This window comes from Burkholderia sp. BCC1993 (genome assembly GCF_905339865.1).
Lineage (GTDB): Bacteria > Pseudomonadota > Gammaproteobacteria > Burkholderiales > Burkholderiaceae > Burkholderia.
Window position 1 is genome coordinate 43640 of the sequence record NZ_CAJPGZ010000003.1, and the last position, 16617, is coordinate 60256.

General features: G+C 67.9%; 15 protein-coding genes. 1 reads left to right on the forward strand and 14 read right to left on the reverse strand.

The window, feature by feature from the left end; genetic code table 11:
• Positions 1–2: 2 nt before the first annotated feature.
• The 7 genes from U4Y91_RS05265 to U4Y91_RS05295 all read right to left on the reverse strand — a co-directional run bounded on the left by U4Y91_RS05265 (position 3) and on the right by U4Y91_RS05295 (position 8292).
• Positions 3–2411 carry an MCP four helix bundle domain-containing protein gene (locus tag U4Y91_RS05265; RefSeq protein ID WP_321803854.1) on the reverse strand — a complete coding sequence of 803 codons (2409 nt, stop codon included), beginning with the start codon at positions 2409–2411 and terminating at the stop codon, positions 3–5.
• 384 nt (positions 2412–2795) lie between these two features.
• On the reverse strand, positions 2796–3806 hold the full coding sequence (locus U4Y91_RS05270) for a succinylglutamate desuccinylase/aspartoacylase domain-containing protein (RefSeq protein WP_321803856.1): 1011 nt from the start codon (positions 3804–3806) through the stop codon (positions 2796–2798).
• 31 nt (positions 3807–3837) lie between these two features.
• On the reverse strand, positions 3838–5031 hold the full coding sequence (locus U4Y91_RS05275) for a pyridoxal phosphate-dependent aminotransferase (protein ID WP_321803858.1): 1194 nt from the start codon (positions 5029–5031) through the stop codon (positions 3838–3840).
• 52 nt (positions 5032–5083) lie between these two features.
• Complete coding sequence (locus U4Y91_RS05280; RefSeq protein WP_044843935.1) at positions 5084–5779, reverse strand: ABC transporter permease; 696 nt, start codon at positions 5777–5779, stop codon at positions 5084–5086.
• Positions 5780–5828: 49 nt separating this feature from the next.
• Positions 5829–6545 carry an ABC transporter permease subunit gene (locus U4Y91_RS05285; RefSeq protein ID WP_321803860.1) on the reverse strand — a complete coding sequence of 239 codons (717 nt, stop codon included), beginning with the start codon at positions 6543–6545 and terminating at the stop codon, positions 5829–5831.
• A gap of 48 nt (positions 6546–6593) precedes the next feature.
• A complete protein-coding gene (locus U4Y91_RS05290) occupies positions 6594–7391 on the reverse strand; it encodes a transporter substrate-binding domain-containing protein (RefSeq protein ID WP_257775333.1) in 798 nt (265 codons plus the stop codon).
• Between the two features lie 94 nt (positions 7392–7485).
• Positions 7486–8292, reverse strand: coding sequence for an ABC transporter ATP-binding protein (locus tag U4Y91_RS05295; RefSeq protein WP_321803861.1), 807 nt, complete (start codon positions 8290–8292; stop codon positions 7486–7488).
• Between the two features lie 227 nt (positions 8293–8519).
• Here U4Y91_RS05295 and U4Y91_RS05300 point away from each other — a divergent pair, with 227 nt between their 5' ends.
• Positions 8520–9176: a TetR family transcriptional regulator C-terminal domain-containing protein gene (locus U4Y91_RS05300; protein WP_321803863.1), complete on the forward strand. Its 657-nt coding sequence runs from the start codon at positions 8520–8522 to the stop codon at positions 9174–9176.
• Between the two features lie 85 nt (positions 9177–9261).
• On the opposite strand, the gene U4Y91_RS05305 is transcribed toward U4Y91_RS05300, so the two are convergent.
• The 7 genes from U4Y91_RS05305 to U4Y91_RS05335 all read right to left on the reverse strand — a co-directional run bounded on the left by U4Y91_RS05305 (position 9262) and on the right by U4Y91_RS05335 (position 16513).
• Positions 9262–10863: a 5-guanidino-2-oxopentanoate decarboxylase gene (locus tag U4Y91_RS05305; RefSeq protein WP_321803865.1), complete on the reverse strand. Its 1602-nt coding sequence runs from the start codon at positions 10861–10863 to the stop codon at positions 9262–9264.
• 55 nt (positions 10864–10918) lie between these two features.
• Positions 10919–11557 carry a MarC family protein gene (locus U4Y91_RS05310; RefSeq protein WP_321803867.1) on the reverse strand — a complete coding sequence of 213 codons (639 nt, stop codon included), beginning with the start codon at positions 11555–11557 and terminating at the stop codon, positions 10919–10921.
• 61 nt (positions 11558–11618) lie between these two features.
• On the reverse strand, positions 11619–12347 hold the full coding sequence (locus U4Y91_RS05315; protein ID WP_321803869.1) for an NAD(P)H-dependent oxidoreductase: 729 nt from the start codon (positions 12345–12347) through the stop codon (positions 11619–11621).
• Positions 12348–12388: 41 nt separating this feature from the next.
• Positions 12389–13183 (reverse strand): ABC transporter permease, encoded by a 795-nt coding sequence (locus U4Y91_RS05320; RefSeq protein WP_124488859.1) that lies wholly within the window; start codon positions 13181–13183, stop codon positions 12389–12391.
• A 20-nt stretch (positions 13184–13203) separates the two neighbouring features.
• Positions 13204–14079 carry an ABC transporter permease gene (locus tag U4Y91_RS05325; protein WP_321803871.1) on the reverse strand — a complete coding sequence of 292 codons (876 nt, stop codon included), beginning with the start codon at positions 14077–14079 and terminating at the stop codon, positions 13204–13206.
• A 22-nt stretch (positions 14080–14101) separates the two neighbouring features.
• Positions 14102–15211 carry an ABC transporter substrate-binding protein gene (locus tag U4Y91_RS05330; RefSeq protein WP_321803873.1) on the reverse strand — a complete coding sequence of 370 codons (1110 nt, stop codon included), beginning with the start codon at positions 15209–15211 and terminating at the stop codon, positions 14102–14104.
• Between the two features lie 138 nt (positions 15212–15349).
• The gene (locus tag U4Y91_RS05335) at positions 15350–16513 is read right to left on the reverse strand and encodes an ABC transporter ATP-binding protein (RefSeq protein WP_321803875.1); all 1164 of its coding nucleotides are present in this window, start codon (positions 16511–16513) and stop codon (positions 15350–15352) included.
• Between the last annotated feature and the right edge of the window lie 104 nt (positions 16514–16617).

A 16617-nucleotide genomic window follows, 5' to 3' on the forward strand; every position in this document is an offset into this window, starting at 1 on the left:
GATCACTCCGTTGCGTCGACGTTCACGGCGTGCGCCGGCTGCCCGGCTTCGCGCGTCGCAGCGTTGGCCACGCCGTTGACCGCATCGTCCGCCGAGAAACGCGCCGGCAGCGACACGATCGTCTCGAACGCGCGATACGACGCGCAGACGCGATCGTCGGTAAAGCGCAGCGCGATATCGCCGCCGTCGCGCTTCAGGAAGTTGCGCACCGCGTCCATCCCGACGCCGCGCCCCGATACCTCGGTCACCGCGCGCGCGGTCGAGAAGCCCGGGCGGAAGATCAGTTCGGCCACGGCTTCGTCGGTCAACCCGGCTTCGTTGCCGGCGTCGATCCAGCCGCGCTCGCGCGCGATCCCGCGAATCCGGTCGAGCGCGAGGCCGCGGCCGTCGTCGCCGAGCACGAAGCGCAGTGCCTCGCCGTCGACGTCGACCGCGATGTCGATCTTGCCGGCCGGCGCCTTGCCGGCCGCGCGACGCTCGTCGGACGTTTCGATGCCGTGGTCGATCGCGTTGCGCAGCAGGTGCATGAACACGTTCGTCAGCGTCGCGCCGATCTCGCTGCGCACGCGATGGCCGTTGCTGTCGATATGCACGACGGGCGCCGGCTTGCCGAGTTCGGCCGCGAGCGACGGCAGCGATTCGATCACGCCGCCCAGCGCATCGCCGATGCCCTGCGTGCCGAACTGGCTCAACAGGCGGCGCACCGAATCGCGCGCCGCGTGCCAGTCGCCTGCGTTCGCCGGATCGGCGCCGTCGAGCATGCGCAGGCTCTCGCTGATATGTGCGCGCTCCACCATCAGGAAGTCGGCGCCGCCATGCTGCGCCGCCTCGCCATGCCGGCCGAGCGTGACCGCGTTGATCGTCGCGTAGTGGTCGACCGCCTCGCGCACCCGGGCCAGGTCGTCCATCAGCGCATCGCGGTTCCACTCGGGGCCGCCGTCCGCGCGGCGCAGCGATTCGTACGCCTGCTCCGCTTCGTGCACGATGTTGGTCAGGTGCTGCAGGCTGTACGTGCGCGCATTGCCCTTGATCGTGTGCATGTTGCGGAACAGCGCCGCGACGATCGAGTGATCCGCGCGTTCATGCTGGCGAATCATCCGCTCGTTCTCGCTGAGGAAGCCCTTCGCGCTGTGCACGAAGTCGTGGAACTTGTCCTGGCTGATCGACAGGATCTCGCCGATCATCTCGAGGCGGCGCTGCTGCTCGCCGGCCTGCGCGGTCAGCTCGCGAATCTCGGTCACGTCGCGCACGCACAGCATCAGCCGCACGACCGTGTCGGACTCGTCGGTGATCGCCGACCAGCTCAGGTCGAGCCACTTCTCGCGGCCGTCCGGCATCCGCTTCGCGACTTCGTTGACGAGCAGGTGCTCGTTGAACGCGAAGTTCATGCTGTCCTCGCCGAGGCACGCATGCACGGCCGCATCGACCTGCGAGCGCGCGTCGGCGCCGATGCTCGAATCGTCGAACACGAGCGCCATCAGGTCGCGCCCGGCGATGTCGCCGGTCTCGAAGATGGTCTCCAGGTAAGCCGAATACTCCGCATGCACGACCCCGCCTTCGACGACGGTCAGGATCCCCTGCTGCATGTTCTGCAGCATCGCCTGGATGTCGGCCGTCTTCTGCTTCAGTTGCGCGGCGTTCTCCTGGATCTTCTCGATCATCCCGTTGAACGCGACGATCGAATGGCCGATCTCGTCCATCCGGCCCACCGGCACGCGGCGCGTGAAGTCCTGGCTCGTCGCGATCTCGCTCATCGCCGTCTGCATCCCGATCAGCGGACGCGTGATCTGGCGATACAGCACGAAGCCGAGCGCGGTCAGCAGCACGATCACCGTGCCCGCCACCCCCGCGATCGCGGTGGCCGTCGTCGCGAGCATGCCGTTCAGCGCACGGATCGCGTCGTCCTTCTGGCGGTTCTTCTCGACGCGCAGCGTGTCGACGATGCTCTCGAGTTCGTCGCGATACTGCGCGACGTTCGCGAACAGGTACGCCTGCGCCATCTCGGGCTTGCCGTCGGCCTTCATTTTCACGGTGTCGTCGATCGCGGCGAAGTAGTTCGCGGCGCTGTCCTTCGCCTGCGCGACAAGGCCTTCCTGTGCGCGGCCGACCGCCGATTTCGCCTGGGCGTCGAGCGCGGCGTGCAGCGCACCCTGCTTCGCCTTCAGTTCGTCGCGCGCCTGCGCGGCGGTGTTCGCGTCGGGCGCGTACACCAGCGTCATCGTCGCGATCTGGATGTTCTTCACATCGGCGACGAGATCCGCCGACGCGAGCGCGCTCGGCACGATTCCCTGGGTAACCTGACGCACTTCGGACGCGCTCTTGCGCGTCTGGTACACGGCGTACACGCCGATCGCGGACAGCGCGAAAAACGTCAGGACGACTAGCAGCGTAATGCGATGACGGATGGTCATGAGTACAGCTCCCCGCAGCGATCCGGCTTCGATCGCGCTCTGGCCTATTGAAAGAATGTGAGCGGCGAATTATCGGGGATGGTGTATGACTGTCCGATGACTGAAAATCAATCGGCCGTTGAGAAAATCGCAATGATTAATTGCGGCTGGAAAATCCTAAAGTTTTCCGCGAATGGGCCGTTAACCTTCAGCCTTCGAGGCGCTGGCCGCTTGCCGGGCAGCGCGGAATAATCGCATCCGGACATTTATTCTTCGATTCTCGATCCAGCAATTCAATCCGGTCGAATACCGGTAAAACGTTTGCGCATTATCCGTGAATCGAATCGCTCGCGCAGTCATTCACGCGCGATAACGGAAGTCATGCGCGGGCCGCGTCATTGCCGCTCACGGATCGAGCGCACCGCCCGACCAGCCTGCCGACGGCCGCGACCCGGTCAGCTTCAACGCGACGTCGCCCTGCGCGACCAGCCGCTCGCGATTGCGCGTGACGATGCGCCCGGCTTGCGGCGCCACCAGCACGTGCTCGCTGCCGGGCACGCCCGGATGCGCGACGATCCGCGCGATGCGCTCGCCGGCGTCGACCGTTGCGCCGAGTTCGCGTTCGTACACGAGCACGCCCGACACCGGCGCGAGCACGGTTTCCATGTGCGCGATCGGCACGGCGTCGCCATGCCAGTCGCGCACGCCCGCCGGTTCCGCGATCACGCCGCGGCCGCGCAGGAACGCAAGGATGCCGTCGGCATCGCGTTCGGCGAGCGTGTCGGACACGTCGGATTGGCCGCGCAGTTCGATCGTCGCGACGAGTCGCTCGCGCAAATCGCCGTTGCGCGCCCAGTGCGCGGCGATCGCGCCTTCGAACGCGCCGTCGTCGTCCTCGTCCCACAGGATCGCGACGTCCACGCCGAGCGCGGCCGCGAGATCGCGGCCGGCCGGCCACAGATCGCGATGCAGGTACACGTACGGCAGCGCCTCGGAATCGGTGTGCAGATCGAGCACGATGTCGGCGTCGCACGCGGCGTCGAACAGCGTGCGCTGCCACGCGGCGAACGTCGTCGCGGGCCGTCGCGCGGCAGTCGATTCGTGAAAGTGCCGGTTGAAATTGCGATGCGTCGCGTCGTGGAAGCGGCCGAGCAGCCGCCCTTGCCGGAACTGCGCGAGCCCGAGCGGATTCGCCTGCGGCACGACCGTCACCGTGCCGCGCAACACGCCGCGATCGTGGGCCGCGCAAAGTTGCGGCAGCAACCGGTGCAGCACGAGCATGCCGGCGATCTCGTCCGCATGCACGCCGGCCTGCAGGTGTACGCGCGGCCCGTCGCCGCCCGACAGCCGCCACGCGCGGATCGCGAGCGGCTGGCCGCCGTCGCCCTGCACCTGCCACGTCAGCGTTTCGATCATCGTCGCTCCTCCTTCCGGTTCGGGATGTGCATCACGACGCCGCGCGCGCGTTCCCGCCGAGGCTCGCGACGAATGCCGCGATGCGCGCGCACGCGTCGGCGAGCTTCGCATCGTCGACGACGAAGCCGAAGCGCACGAAACCCGACGCCGTCTCGCCGAACGCGCTCGCATCGAGCAGCGCGACCTGCTTTGCGCGGAACAGCCCCCACGTGAAAGCGTGCGCATCCAGCCCCGTGCCGCGCACGTCGACCATCATGAACATCCCGGCTTCCGGCAGCAGGCAGCGCAGCCCCGGCACGTCGCGCAGGCGCGCGTACGCGAGGTCGCGGCGGCGCCGATACAGCTCGCGCATGTCGGCGACGATCGCGGCCTTGTTGTCGAGCGCGGTGACGGCCGCCTGCTGGACGAAGCCGGGCAGTCCGTACAGCATGCACAGCGCGAGCCGTTCCGCATGCTCGATCAGCTCGGTCGGGCCGATCGCCCAGCCGACCCGCCAGCCCGGCATCGCATGCGATTTCGACAGGCTGCCGATCGTCACCGTGCGCTCGGCCATCCCCGGGAGCGACGCGATGCTGACCATGTCGCGCTCGAACGTCAGCTCCGCGTAGACCTCGTCGGACACGACCCACAGGTCGCGCTCGCACGCGAGCCGCGCGATCCGTTCGAGATCGGCGCGCGGCATCACGACGCCGGTCGGATTGCACGGCGTCGCGAAGAAGATCGCCTTCGTGCGTGGCGTCACGGCTGCTTCGAGCGCGTCGACGTCGAGATGAAAACCGCGAGCCGCATCGACCGGCACCGGCACGAGCGTCGCGCCCGACGCGCGCACGCTGGCTTCGTACGTGAGGTACATCGGCTCCGGCACGAGCACCTCGTCTCCGGCCTCGCACAGGCACAGCGCCATCGCGAACAGCGCGTTCTGCGCGCCGGCCGTCACGATCACGTGCTCGGCGCCGACCGCCTGCCCGCACGCCTTCGCATGCTCGCGCGCGATCGCCGCGCGCAGCTCGGCACGCCCGCGCACTTCGCTGTAGTGCGTATCGCCGCCGCGCAGCGCGGTCACCGCGCGTTCGACGATCACGTCGGGGGTCGGGAAATCCGGATCGCCGACGCTCAGCACGATCGCCGGCTCGCCCGCCGCGACGGCCGCCTGCGCCGCGTAATGAATGTCCCAGGCGGTCGTGCGCTTGCCCTGCAGGCGCTCGACCAGCTTCGAATAGTTCATGTGTTCTCCGTCGCGCGGCGCCCGCCCGGCCGCCGCGCCATCAAGGGTTCGTTCAACGCGGCATGCGCACCGGCACACGCCGCTCGAGCCGGCCGAACGCGCGCTCGATCGCGAACGCGAGCACGACGTAGATCACCGCGATCGCCAGCAGCGGCTCGTAGGTCCGCAAGGTCTGCGCGCGGATGTAGTTCGCGGCGCCGAGCACGTCCATCACCGCGACCGTCGACGCGAGCGCGGTCGATTTCAGCAGCATCACCGTTTCGCCCGCGAGCGTCGGCAGCAGGATCTGGATCGCGCGCGGCAGCCACACGCGCCGCGCGATCATCGACGGGCGCATCCCCATCGCGCGCGCGGCCTCGATCTCGCCCTTCGGCACACCGCGCAGCCCGGCGCGCAGCACTTCGCCGACGTACGCGCCGACGCTGATCACCAGCGCGAACGCGACATACCAGAAGCCGTCGCGCAGGAACGGCCACAGCACGCTGTCGCGCAGCGCGGGCCAGCCGGCGAACAGCGAGCCGACGCCATAGTAGATCAGGTAGATCTGCACGAGCAGCGGCGTGCCGCGGATCACCTCGGTGAACGCCTTGCTCACGCGCGCGACGACGGCATTGCCCGACAGCCGCGCGAACGCGACGGCGATCGCGAGCCCGAAGCCGAATACGGCCGACACGACGAGCAGCTTGACGGTGGTCAGCACGCCGAGCAGCAGCAGCGACCCGTAGGAAGACAGTACGCTCAGATCCATGGCATTGATCCGGTTCGGTCGAAAGATGCGTGGAAAGGCGGGACGTGGGTCACGATGCCGGCATCCAGCGGCCGAAGCGCCGCTCGATCTCGCGGAACAGCATGCCCGACAGCGACGTGATCGCAAAATACACGGCCGCGACCATCAGGTAGTAGTGCAGGTACTCGCGCGTCGAACCGGCCGCCTGCTTCGCGGTGTAGAGCAGCTCGCTGTAGCCGACCACGCTGATCAGCGCGCTGTCCTTCACGAGGATCAGCCACAGGTTCGCGAAGCCGGCCAGTGCATACGGCGCCATCGCGGGCAGCGTCACGCGGCGGAACACGAGCGCGGGCGGTGCGCCGAACGCGCGCGCGGCTTCGATCTGCCCGTACGGGATCGCGAGGATCGCACCGCGGATGATCTCGGCCGCATACGCGCCCTGCACGATGCCGAGCACGATCACCGCGGCCGCGAAGCCGTTGACCGCGACCGGCCCGACGCCGATCGCCGTCATCAGCAGGTTGATCGCGTCGGTGCCCGCGTAGTAGAGCAGCAGGATCAGCAGCAGCTCGGGCACCGCGCGGCACAGCGTCGTGTAGCCCTGCGCGAGCCGCTCGAACGCGCGCACGCCGGACAGCTTCGCGGTCGCGCCCAGGAGCCCGAGCACGATGCCGACGACGAACGCGCCGAGCGAAATCTCGAGCGTCACGCCCGCGCCCTGCAGCAGCGCGACGCCCCAGCCGTCCGGGTCCATGCCCAGGTAGCTCACCCATCCCCAACCGTCCATGCCGCCTCCTCGTCCGTGCGTGGCGCCCGTCGGCGCGAAATCGTGCGATCAGTGCGGCCAGAGGTCGATCGGGAAATACTTCTTCGCGATCTGCGCGTACTTGCCCGACGCATGCAGCTGCTCGAGCGCCTGGTCCATCTGCTGCTTGAGCGGCGCATCGGCCTTGCGCATCCCCGCGCCGACGCCGTAGCCGAAGATCGCCGGATCCATCTTCACGCTGCCGGGGCCTTTCAGCTCGAACGTCGCACCGTCCTTCGACTTCAGGAAGTCGAGAATGCCGAGCTGGTCGAGATACATCGTGTCGATGCGGCCCGCGACGAGGTCCGAGTTGCAATCGTCCTGCGTGTTGTAGAGCCGCACCGTCGCGGTCTTGCCGTACGCCATCTTGATGAACTCGGCGTTCGCGGTCGAACCCTGCACGCCGATCACCTTGCCCTTCAGGCCGTCCGGCGTCAGCGTGAGCTTCTGGTTCTTCGCGCCGACGAAGGTGCCCGGCGTCTCGTAGTACGGCCGCGAGAACGCGATCACCTTCTGGCGTTCCGGCGTGATCGACATCGAGTTGAAGATCACGTCGATCTTGTCGCTCAGCAGCGCCGGGATGATGCCGTCCCACGCGACTTCCTTGATCTCGCACTTCGCTTTCATCTGCTCGCACACCGCGCGGATCAGGTCGGCCTCGAAGCCGCTCCACTGCCCGGTCGGGCTCTTCATCAGGAACGGCGGATACGGCTCGGCGGCGACGCCGAAGCGCAGCACGCCCGACGACGCATGCGCGGAACCGAACGGCGCAAGCGCCGCGAGAACGAGACTCAACAGGCACAGCAGACTGCGAACGACACGCTTCATGGTCGGACTCCTGGCTGGAAAGATACGAAATCGGTACGGCCGGCATCGGTGCGGCCGGCCGCGCAGGCAGGCACGCGCGGGCCGTGCCATCGGTTCAGTGACGTTGCCGGTGCGCGTTGACGAACTGGCGGCAGCGTTCGCTCTGCGGCGCATCGAAGATCTCGGCCGGCGTGCCGCTCTCCTCGACGCGTCCCTCGTGCAGGAACAGCACCTTGTTCGACACGTCACGCGCGAATGCCATCTCGTGCGTGACGAGGATCATCGTGCGGCCTTCGCACGCGAGATCGCGGATCACCTTCAGCACTTCGCCGACGCGTTCGGGATCGAGCGCGGAAGTCGGCTCGTCGAACAGCATCACTTTCGGCCGCATCGCGAGCGCGCGCGCGATCGCGACACGCTGCTGCTGGCCGCCGGACAGGAACGCCGGATAGACGTTGCGCTTGTCGGCGAGGCCGACGCGTTCGAGCAGCTGCTCGGCGCGCGCGAGCGCTTCGGCGCGCGGTTCGCGCAGCACGTGCACGGGCATCTCGATCACGTTCTCGAGCACCGTGCGGTGCGCCCACAGATTGAAGCTCTGGAACACCATGCCGAGCCGCGTGCGAATGCGTTCGACCTGGCGCGGATCGGTCGGCACGGTGTGGCCCTTGCGGTCGAGCTTCAGCCCGATCTCCTCGCCATCGACGACGATGCGCCCGCGGGTCGGCGTCTCGAGCAGGTTGATGCAGCGAAGCAGCGTGCTCTTGCCCGAGCCGCTCGCGCCGATCAGCGAGATCACTTCGCCTTCGCGCGCGCTCAGCGACACGCCCTTCAACACCTCCAGCTCGCCGAACCGCTTGTGCAGGTCCGTCACCTGCACGCGCTCCTCGACCGCCGTCTTCACGCTCTCCACCCGCGCCAACATGCTGTCTCCTGTGTCGAATTCTCACGCCCGTCCCGCGCGGGATCGCGGCGTCTTGTTGAATGGCCGACCAACCTCATGCGGAGTCGAGTATAGGCTCTGTTGAACAAGGGTTCAACAGATTTCAATAATCCGGAAGCAAGGGTTTTCGCGGGTTCCGTCGCTGTAATTGAACAAGCGTCCGACACTCCCCTATAATCGGTGCCATGACGATTCCGTAAGGTCACCCCGTGAAAAAGACTTCTGGCAGCGCACCGGTTCAGACCCGCAGCCGCGGCATCCGAGAAACACCCGCGGTGCGGCAGCAATCGATCATCGACGCGACGATGCGCTGCATCGCGCGCTACAGCTATTCGGAAACCACGATCGACCGCATCTGTGCGGAAGCGAAGGTGTCGCGCGGGCTGATCAACCATCACTTCCAGTCGAAAGACGAACTGATGGCGCAGACCTACAAGCGGCTCGCGGCCGACCTGCTCGACGTGTCGCGCGCGGCCGCCGCGAACGCGACCGGCCCCGAGGACAAGCTCGACGCGATCATCAAGGTGTGTTTCGCCGCGCCGGTGTTCGCGCCGAAGAACGTGAAGGTCTGGCTCGGCTTCTGGAGCGTCGCGCACAGCGATCCGGTGATCCGCAAGGCGCACAAGGAGCTGTATGCCGGCTACCGGCAGGCGTTGAAGAAGCTGTTCGACCAGATCGCGGAAGTGCGCGGCGGCACCGTCGACAGCGAACTCGCCGCGCTGACGCTGACGGCGGTGATCGACGGCTTCTGGCTCGAACTCGCGCGCGACCCGACGTCGTTTACCGCGGAAGACGCGCTGACGAGCTGCCTGCGCGTCGTCGATTCGTTCCTGCCGCCGTCGAAGACGGCGCGCAAGCGCGCGTAACGCACGCAACGCGCCGCGCCGGCAAGCCGGCGCACTCGCGCCACAACCGGCACGACGGCCTCGCATTGCGAGGCCGTTCGCATTTTCAGGCCGCGCGAATCTCGATCAGGTACGGCGCGTCGTGCGCAGCCGCTTCGCTGAGCGCACCGGCCAGCGACGCACCTTCTTCGACGCGCTGCGCGCCCCATCCATACGCACGCGCGAGCGCGACGAAATCGGGCGTATGCAGATCCACGCCGACCGGCTCGACGCCGCCGTCGACCATCGCACGCTTGATCTCTCCGTAACCGCCGTTGTTCAGCAGTACGACGATCACGCGCGCGCGATGCTGCACCGCGGTGCCGAGTTCGGCGAGCGTGTACTGGAATCCGCCGTCGCCGGCGAGGCAGACCACCGGCCGCGATGCATCGCCGAGGCTCGCGCCGACCGCGGCCGGCAGCCCGTAGCCGAGCGAGCCGAAGCCGACCGACGCGTTGAACCAGCTGCGCGGACGCGACGCCGCGAAGCCGACGTTGCCCGCATAGACGATCCGCGTCGAATCGCCGACGAGCGCCGCATCGGGCAGCGCGTCGCGCACGCTGTCGAGCAGCGCGAGATCGCGCCGCATTTCGTCGTTCAGTTCGTGCCGCGCGGCTGCACGGCACGTCGCCGCGCGTTCGACGCCATCGCCGTCGCTGCGCGCCCGCGCATCGGCCGGCCACACGCGCCGCAGCGCGCGCAGCGTTTCGCCGACGTCGCCGAGCAGCGGCAGCGCGGGCACCGCGTTGCGGCACAGCTGCTGCGGATCGATGTCGATTCGCACGAGCGGCGCGGGCATCGAGAAGCTGCGCGTCGCATACAGGTCGTAATCGGTCGGGCCGAGCTCGGTGCCGAGCGCGACGATCAGGTCGCTGTCGCGCATCAGCGCGCGCACCGCGTCGCTCGACGCCGACCATGACACGCCGAGCGGATGCGCGCTCGGCAGCACGCCGCGCCCATTGATCGTCATCACGACCGGCGCGTCGAGCGTCTCCGCGAGCCAGCACACGTCGGCGGCCGCGTCGAGTGCGCCGCCGCCCGCGAGAATCAATGGTGCGCGTGCGGCGGCCGCCTTCGCACGCAATGCGTCGATGCCGTCGGCCGATGCGGGGCCGGGCGCGATGCGCGGCGGCGCGGCCGGCACCGGCGGCAACGTGTCGGCCGGCGCAGCGAGCACGTCGAGCGGAATCTGCAGATGCACGGGGCGCGGCCGGCCGCCCGAGAACACCGCGAACGCGCGCGCGATCGCCTGCGGCAGCGTATCGGCGCGCGGCACGGTGTAGCTGAACGCGGCAATGTTCTCCGCGAACGCATGCTGGTCCGGCAGTTCGTGCAGATGGCCGTTGCCGGAGCCGATGTCGCCGGACGCGTTGACGCTCGAAATCACCAGCATCGGAATCGAATCCGCATACGCCTGCGCCATCGACGTCGCGATGTTCGTCATCCCGGGGCCGGTGATCACGAAACACACGCCGGGCTTGCCGGTCGCGCGTGCATAGCCGTCTGCCATGAAGCCGAGGCCCTGCTCGTGGCGTGCGCTCACGTGGCGCAGCGCGCTGCCGGCGAGCCCGCGGTACAGCTCGATCGTATGCACGCCGGGAATGCCGAACACCGTGTCGACGCCGTAGGCGGCGAGCAGGTCGACCAGGTACATGCCTACTGTTTTCATGTGATTTCCATCGTTCAGGGTAAGGAGGTGGATCGCACGCGGCCCCGCGAGGCCGTCAATGCGCGAGCCCCGGCAACAGTTCGCGCACGCCCTGTGCGAGCATCTGGAACGCGATCGCGGTCAGCACGATGCCCGACAGCCGCTCGACCAGCGTCCTGCCGATCTCGCCGAGCCGGCGGCACCACGACGCCGAGCACGCATACGTGAGCCCGATCACGCCCGCATGCAGCATGCACGCCGCGCTCAGCGCCATCAGGTCGGCCGGCGTATGAAAGCGCGTCGCGGTCGTGATCACGAGCGACATCACCGCGCTGCCGATCGACAGTGGGAAGATCAGCGGCACCGCGATGTAGCTGCGCCATTGCGCATATTCGAGCCGCGTGTCGCCGCCGCTGCGCTCGTCGTTCGCCGTGCCGCGCATCATCGGGATCGACCACAGGCACAGCACGAGGCCGCCCGTCAGCGTCAGCGCGCCGAGCGTGAGACCGAGCATGCGCAGCAGGAACTGGCCGCCCCACACCGCACCGATCATCAGCGCCGCGATCCACGCGAACAGCCTGAACGCGATCTGCCGCTGCGTCACGTCGGGAAAATGCCCGGTGACGGCCGCATACATCGGAATCGCGACGGGCGGACAGAACAGCGTCAGGAGCCCGGTCAGGAACAGCAGCACGTCGCTCGACGTCAGGGTCATCGCTCGAACTCACATGCGGTCGGATGGATAAGCGGGACAGCAGCGACGCGGCCGGGCGTGGTCAATCCTGCGCGGCTTCCTGCGGCGCGCGTTCGCGCGGTCGCATGTCGCCGTCGAAATCGTCGAGCGTCGGAAACGCCATCGGTTCGTGCCGGTCGATCTCTGCGAGATAGGCGTCGTAGCGTTCGAGCACGGTCGCGCGCTCCGCGTCGTCGATGTACGGCACGTGATAGCCGACGAACGACGGCAGCACGTCGAAGCCCGCGTAGCCGAGCGTGCCGCGCAGCACGTGGCGCAGCATCAGGTCCATCTCGCCATGCACGCCGTCTGCGCCGAACATGTAGTCGCGGCCGCCGCACGTATAGGCGAGCAGCGCGCGCTTGCCGCGCATCCCGCCGCGATCGTAGAAGCGCACGCCGCCGTACACCTTGCCCGACACGAGCACGCGGTCGATCCAGCCCTTCATGATCGCCGGCACCGAGCACCAGAACAGCGGAAAGCTCAGGATCAGCAGGTCGCACGCGGCGAGCTTGTCGAGTTCCGCGGCAATGTCCGGCGCGATCGCGTGCGCGGCAACGTTCTCGCGCTGCTCCAGCGCGTAGACGAGATAGTCGGGGTTCTTGCGCATGCCGAAATCGGCCGCGCTCGCGACCGGATTCCACTGCATCGCGTACAGGTCGGACACCGTCACGGTATGCCCCTGCGCTTCGAGCGTGCTCACCGCGCGGTGCAGCATCGACGTCGTGAACGACTGCGGTTCGGGATGGGCGTGAACGATCAGGACTTTCATGGTGCGAGTTTTCTCCGCAACGTAACGTTGAACTGCTGGATTCAGACCGACCCGGCCGCACGCTTGCGCAGCAGCGACAGGCCGATCGCGACGCAGGTCGCGACGAGCAAAAGCGTGGACACCGAAGCGATCGCCGGATCGACGTTCTCGCGCATCCCGTCCCACATGCGGCGCGGCAGCGTATAGACGTTCCGGCTCGAGATGAACAGCGTGACGACGAGCTCGTCCCACGACAGGATGAACGCGAACACCGCGGCCGACAGCACGCCCGGCCTGATCGACGGCAGGATCACGTAGCGCAGCGTCTGCGCGACGTTCGCGCCGAGGCTGCGCGATGCCTGCTCGATGCGCAGCCCGACGGTCGCGAGCGACGCCGAAACCGCCACCACGACGTAAGGTACCGACAGCACGACGTGCGACAGGATCGCGGCAGGATAGCTGTCGAGCATCCCGAGCTCGCCCCACAGCCGGTAGAACGCGAGCGCCGACACGATCGGCGGCACGATCAGCGGGAACAGGATCACGCCGCGCACGAACTCGCCGCGCCGCGACGCGACTTTCCACAGCCCGATCGCGCACAGCGTGCCGAGCGCGACCGAGATCGCCGACGACACCAGCGCGATCAGCCCGCTCTGCAGGAAGCTCGACACCCAGCCGTCGTCGTCGAGCAGCACGCGGTAGTGGCGCAGCGACAGCGCGCCGTCCGGCATCGACAGATAGTCGCTCGGCGTCAGCGAAACGGGCACCGACACGAGTAGCGGCAGCATCAGGAACAGGATCGCGGCCCACGCGATGCCGACCACGAGCGCGCGTCCTGCTGTCATTCGGGTGTTCATCGGAACCTCCTCCGTTCGGGTCAGCGTGCGCCGAACAGCTCGCGCAGGTCGACGAAACGCGCGAGCAGCGCAAGCGCGGCCAGGATCGATGCGAGCAGCAGCGACGCGAGCGCCGCCCCGCTGCCCCAGTTCACCAGCTGCAGGATCTGCGTGCTGATGTATTCGGCGATCATCACGGTGCGGCCGCCGCCGAGTATCACCGGCGTCACGTAGAAGCCGAGCGAGAAGATGAACACGAGGATCGCCGCGCCGACGATGCCCGGTCGCGTCTGCGGGAAATACACCTTGCGGAACGTGACGAACGCGCCCGCGCCGAGCCCCTGCGACGCGCGCGCGAGCTGCGGATCGATACCCTTCATGTTCGCGTACAGCGGCAGCACCGCGTACGGAATCATGAAGTGGATCATCCCGATCACGACGCCGACCTCGTTGCGCATCAGCGGCAGCGGCGCGTCGATCAGCCCGATGCGCAGCAGCAGCGTGTTGACGAGACCCTGCTCGCCGAGCAGGAACAGCCACGAGAACGCGCGCACGAGCACCGACGCCCAGAACGGCACGAGCAGCCCGAACATCAGCGCCATCCGTTGACGCGGGCCGACGTGCGCCATCGCATACGCAATCGCATAGCCGAGCGCGACCGCACACACGGTCGTGACCGCGCATACGCGCAGCGTGGTCCACAGCACGCGATGCACGCCGTGATTGCCGAGCAGCCGCGCATAGTTGTGCAGGCCGGGCTCCGGCACGGTGAAGCCGAGCCACAGCACACGCACGAGCGGATACACGTACAGCACGATCAGCACCGCGAGCAGCGGCACGACGAGCAGCCAGTAACGATCGGCCTTCGCGCGGCCGAGCGGGACCGCGCCCGGGACGGGAGTAGACAGGGTATTCATGGCGTCACGCTCACGAGGCGGCTCACGACGACATCAGGTCGGTGTACTGCGCGAGCGTCGCTTCGTAGTGCTGCGCCCACCACTCGGGATTCACCTTGCACTGCTTCGCCCAGTTCTCCGGCGTGCCCGGGTTGTCGGCGCGCAGCGCCTGCGGCACCGCGGCGGTCGCGGCCGGCGTCACCGGCCCGTTGCCGAGCAGCGACAGCAGGCGCACCTGCGGCTCGACGCCTTGCACGAACTTGATGAACTGCCAGACGGCGTCGCCCGACGGATTGTTCTTCGGCACGCCCCATACGTCGCACGACGCGAGCCCCTGCTCCCACGTATAGCGGAACCGGCCGTTGCTCTCGCGCTGGATCACGTTCGCGCGCGTATGCCAGATGCACGCCATGCTGACTTCGCCGCTGCGCAGCAGCTGCAGGCTGTCCGCGCCCGAATCCCACAGCAGCACATTCGAGCGCAGCGCCTTCAGCTTCTGCAGCGCGCGCGGCACGTCGATCGGATAGACCTTGTCCTTGTCGACGCCGTCGGCCATCAGCGCAGCTTCGAGCGCGCCGCCCATCCATTTCCACAGCCCGCGCTTGCCCGGAAACTTGCCGACGTTCCAGAAATCGGCCCAGTTCTTCGGCGGATTCGCGCCGAACTTGCGCGCGTCGTAGACGAGCACGTAGCTCAGCAGGTACGACGGCACGCCGAAGTCCGATGCGAGCCCCGGCAGCGTATTGCGGCCCACGACTGAATAATCGATCGGCCGCAGGAAGCCCTGCTTGCCGAGCTTGATCGCCGCGAAGCCGTCGAGATCCATCACGTCCCAGATCACGTTCCGGTTCTCGACCATCGCCTTGATCTTGCCGTCCTCCGGCGACGAGTCGTAGCCCATCCGGATGCCGCTCGCCTTCGTGAACGGGTCCATGTACGCGGAGCGGAACGCCGAACGCGCTTCGCCGCCCCATGCGCTGAGCACGATTTCCTTCGGGTTCGACGCGCGCGCGTCCTTCGCGCCGAGCGACAGCAGCGTCGGCGCGATGCCGGCCGCCGCGCACAACCGCAGAAAATCGCGGCGGCGCTGCGACGTCGCCGGTTGAAGTTCGCGTGCTTGGTCGAGCAGGTCCTGCAGATGGCGGTTCGTCATGGTGTCTCCTCCAGGCTGGTCTGCGCCCGCACGCGTCTCGTCGTTTTCGGGCGTCGGTGAATCGGTGAATCCGTCAGTCGGTGAGTCGGCGGCGACGGCAGCTCGTGCCGCGTCGCGCGGGATGCAGCGTTCGCCGCGTCAGTCGGCCGCGATCCGGCACGTCGCGTCGCGCTCCCACTGCACGAACACGTCCATGCCGCTGCGCGGCGACGCGAGCCCACGCCAGGCGGGCACGTCGGCCGTCACGCAGCCGAGCGCCGACGTCTCGATCTCGAAGCGGTACGACGAACCGAAATAGCTCCAGTGACGAATGCGTCCCGCCACTTCGTTGTGCGCGCCGCCGCACGACGTCGCCGAGACCGCCACCTTCTCCGGGCGCAGCGCGAACAGCAGCGGCTCGTCAGGCCGCGCACCGCACGCAGGCGCGACGAAGCGCGCATCGCCGACGCGGTAATGCGTCGTCGCCGCATCGCCGCCGAGCGCGACACCTTCGATGAAATTGCTCTTGCCGAGGAAGTCCGCGACGAAGCGGTTGGCCGGCTGCTCGTAGAGCCCGTCCGGCGTGCCGATCTGTTCGAGCCGGCCGTCACGCATGATCGCGATGCGGTCCGACATCGACAGCGCTTCCTCCTGGTCGTGCGTGACGAACAGGAACGTCGCGCCGAGCCGCTCGTGCAGCGCCTTCAGCTCGACCTGCACCTCGCCGCGCAGCTTGCGGTCAAGCGCGCCGAGCGGCTCGTCGAGCAGCACGAGATCGGGATCGAACACCAGCGCGCGTGCGATCGCGACGCGCTGCTGCTGGCCGCCCGACAACTGGCGCGGCAGGCGATCGGCGAGATGGCCGAGCCGCACGAGATCGAGCGCAGCCTTCACGCGCTTCACCGCGTCGGGCCCTTTCTGCTTGCGCACCATCAGCGGATACGCGACGTTCTGTTCGACCGTCATGTGCGGAAACAGCGCATAGCCCTGGAACACCATCCCGAAGTTGCGCTTCTCGGGCGGCAGCGCGACGATGCTGCGGCCGCCGACGCGCAGGTCGCCGCTGCTCGGATGCTCGAAGCCCGCGACGATCGTCAGCAGCGTCGTCTTGCCCGAACCCGACGGCCCGAGGATCGTCAGGAATTCGCCGCGCGGAATGTCGATCGTCGTTTCGCGCAGCGCATGCACGCTGCCGTAGCGCTTCGACACGCGATCGATCTGCAGGCCCGCGCCGCTCGCCGCTTGCTGCGCCGCCGCGCGTACCACATGCGCCCTGGTCCTGCCGTCCTCCACACCTGCCGACGTCTCCATCACCGCGCTCATCGTGTGTCTCCTGGTCGACTCACAATTGGGTTGAACGTTCATTTAACAGAACTTATACTATGCCGAAATGCGGTCCGCAAGTAGCGGCGACCCTTGCCGGCTCT

Coding starts and splice junctions, on each gene's coding strand:
- U4Y91_RS05280 (WP_044843935.1), bottom strand. CDS start 5,779: ATGGATCTGAGCGTACTGTCTTCCTACGGGTCGCTGCTGCTGCTCGGC.
- U4Y91_RS05320 (WP_124488859.1), bottom strand. CDS start 13,183: ATGAACACCCGAATGACAGCAGGACGCGCGCTCGTGGTCGGCATCGCG.
- U4Y91_RS05270 (WP_321803856.1), bottom strand. CDS start 3,806: ATGATCGAAACGCTGACGTGGCAGGTGCAGGGCGACGGCGGCCAGCCG.
- U4Y91_RS05290 (WP_257775333.1), bottom strand. CDS start 7,391: ATGAAGCGTGTCGTTCGCAGTCTGCTGTGCCTGTTGAGTCTCGTTCTC.
- U4Y91_RS05305 (WP_321803865.1), bottom strand. CDS start 10,863: ATGAAAACAGTAGGCATGTACCTGGTCGACCTGCTCGCCGCCTACGGC.
- U4Y91_RS05275 (WP_321803858.1), bottom strand. CDS start 5,031: ATGAACTATTCGAAGCTGGTCGAGCGCCTGCAGGGCAAGCGCACGACC.
- U4Y91_RS05335 (WP_321803875.1), bottom strand. CDS start 16,513: ATGAGCGCGGTGATGGAGACGTCGGCAGGTGTGGAGGACGGCAGGACC.
- U4Y91_RS05295 (WP_321803861.1), bottom strand. CDS start 8,292: ATGTTGGCGCGGGTGGAGAGCGTGAAGACGGCGGTCGAGGAGCGCGTG.
- U4Y91_RS05265 (WP_321803854.1), bottom strand. CDS start 2,411: ATGACCATCCGTCATCGCATTACGCTGCTAGTCGTCCTGACGTTTTTC.
- U4Y91_RS05325 (WP_321803871.1), bottom strand. CDS start 14,079: ATGAATACCCTGTCTACTCCCGTCCCGGGCGCGGTCCCGCTCGGCCGC.
- U4Y91_RS05315 (WP_321803869.1), bottom strand. CDS start 12,347: ATGAAAGTCCTGATCGTTCACGCCCATCCCGAACCGCAGTCGTTCACG.
- U4Y91_RS05310 (WP_321803867.1), bottom strand. CDS start 11,557: ATGACCCTGACGTCGAGCGACGTGCTGCTGTTCCTGACCGGGCTCCTG.
- U4Y91_RS05330 (WP_321803873.1), bottom strand. CDS start 15,211: ATGACGAACCGCCATCTGCAGGACCTGCTCGACCAAGCACGCGAACTT.
- U4Y91_RS05285 (WP_321803860.1), bottom strand. CDS start 6,545: ATGGACGGTTGGGGATGGGTGAGCTACCTGGGCATGGACCCGGACGGC.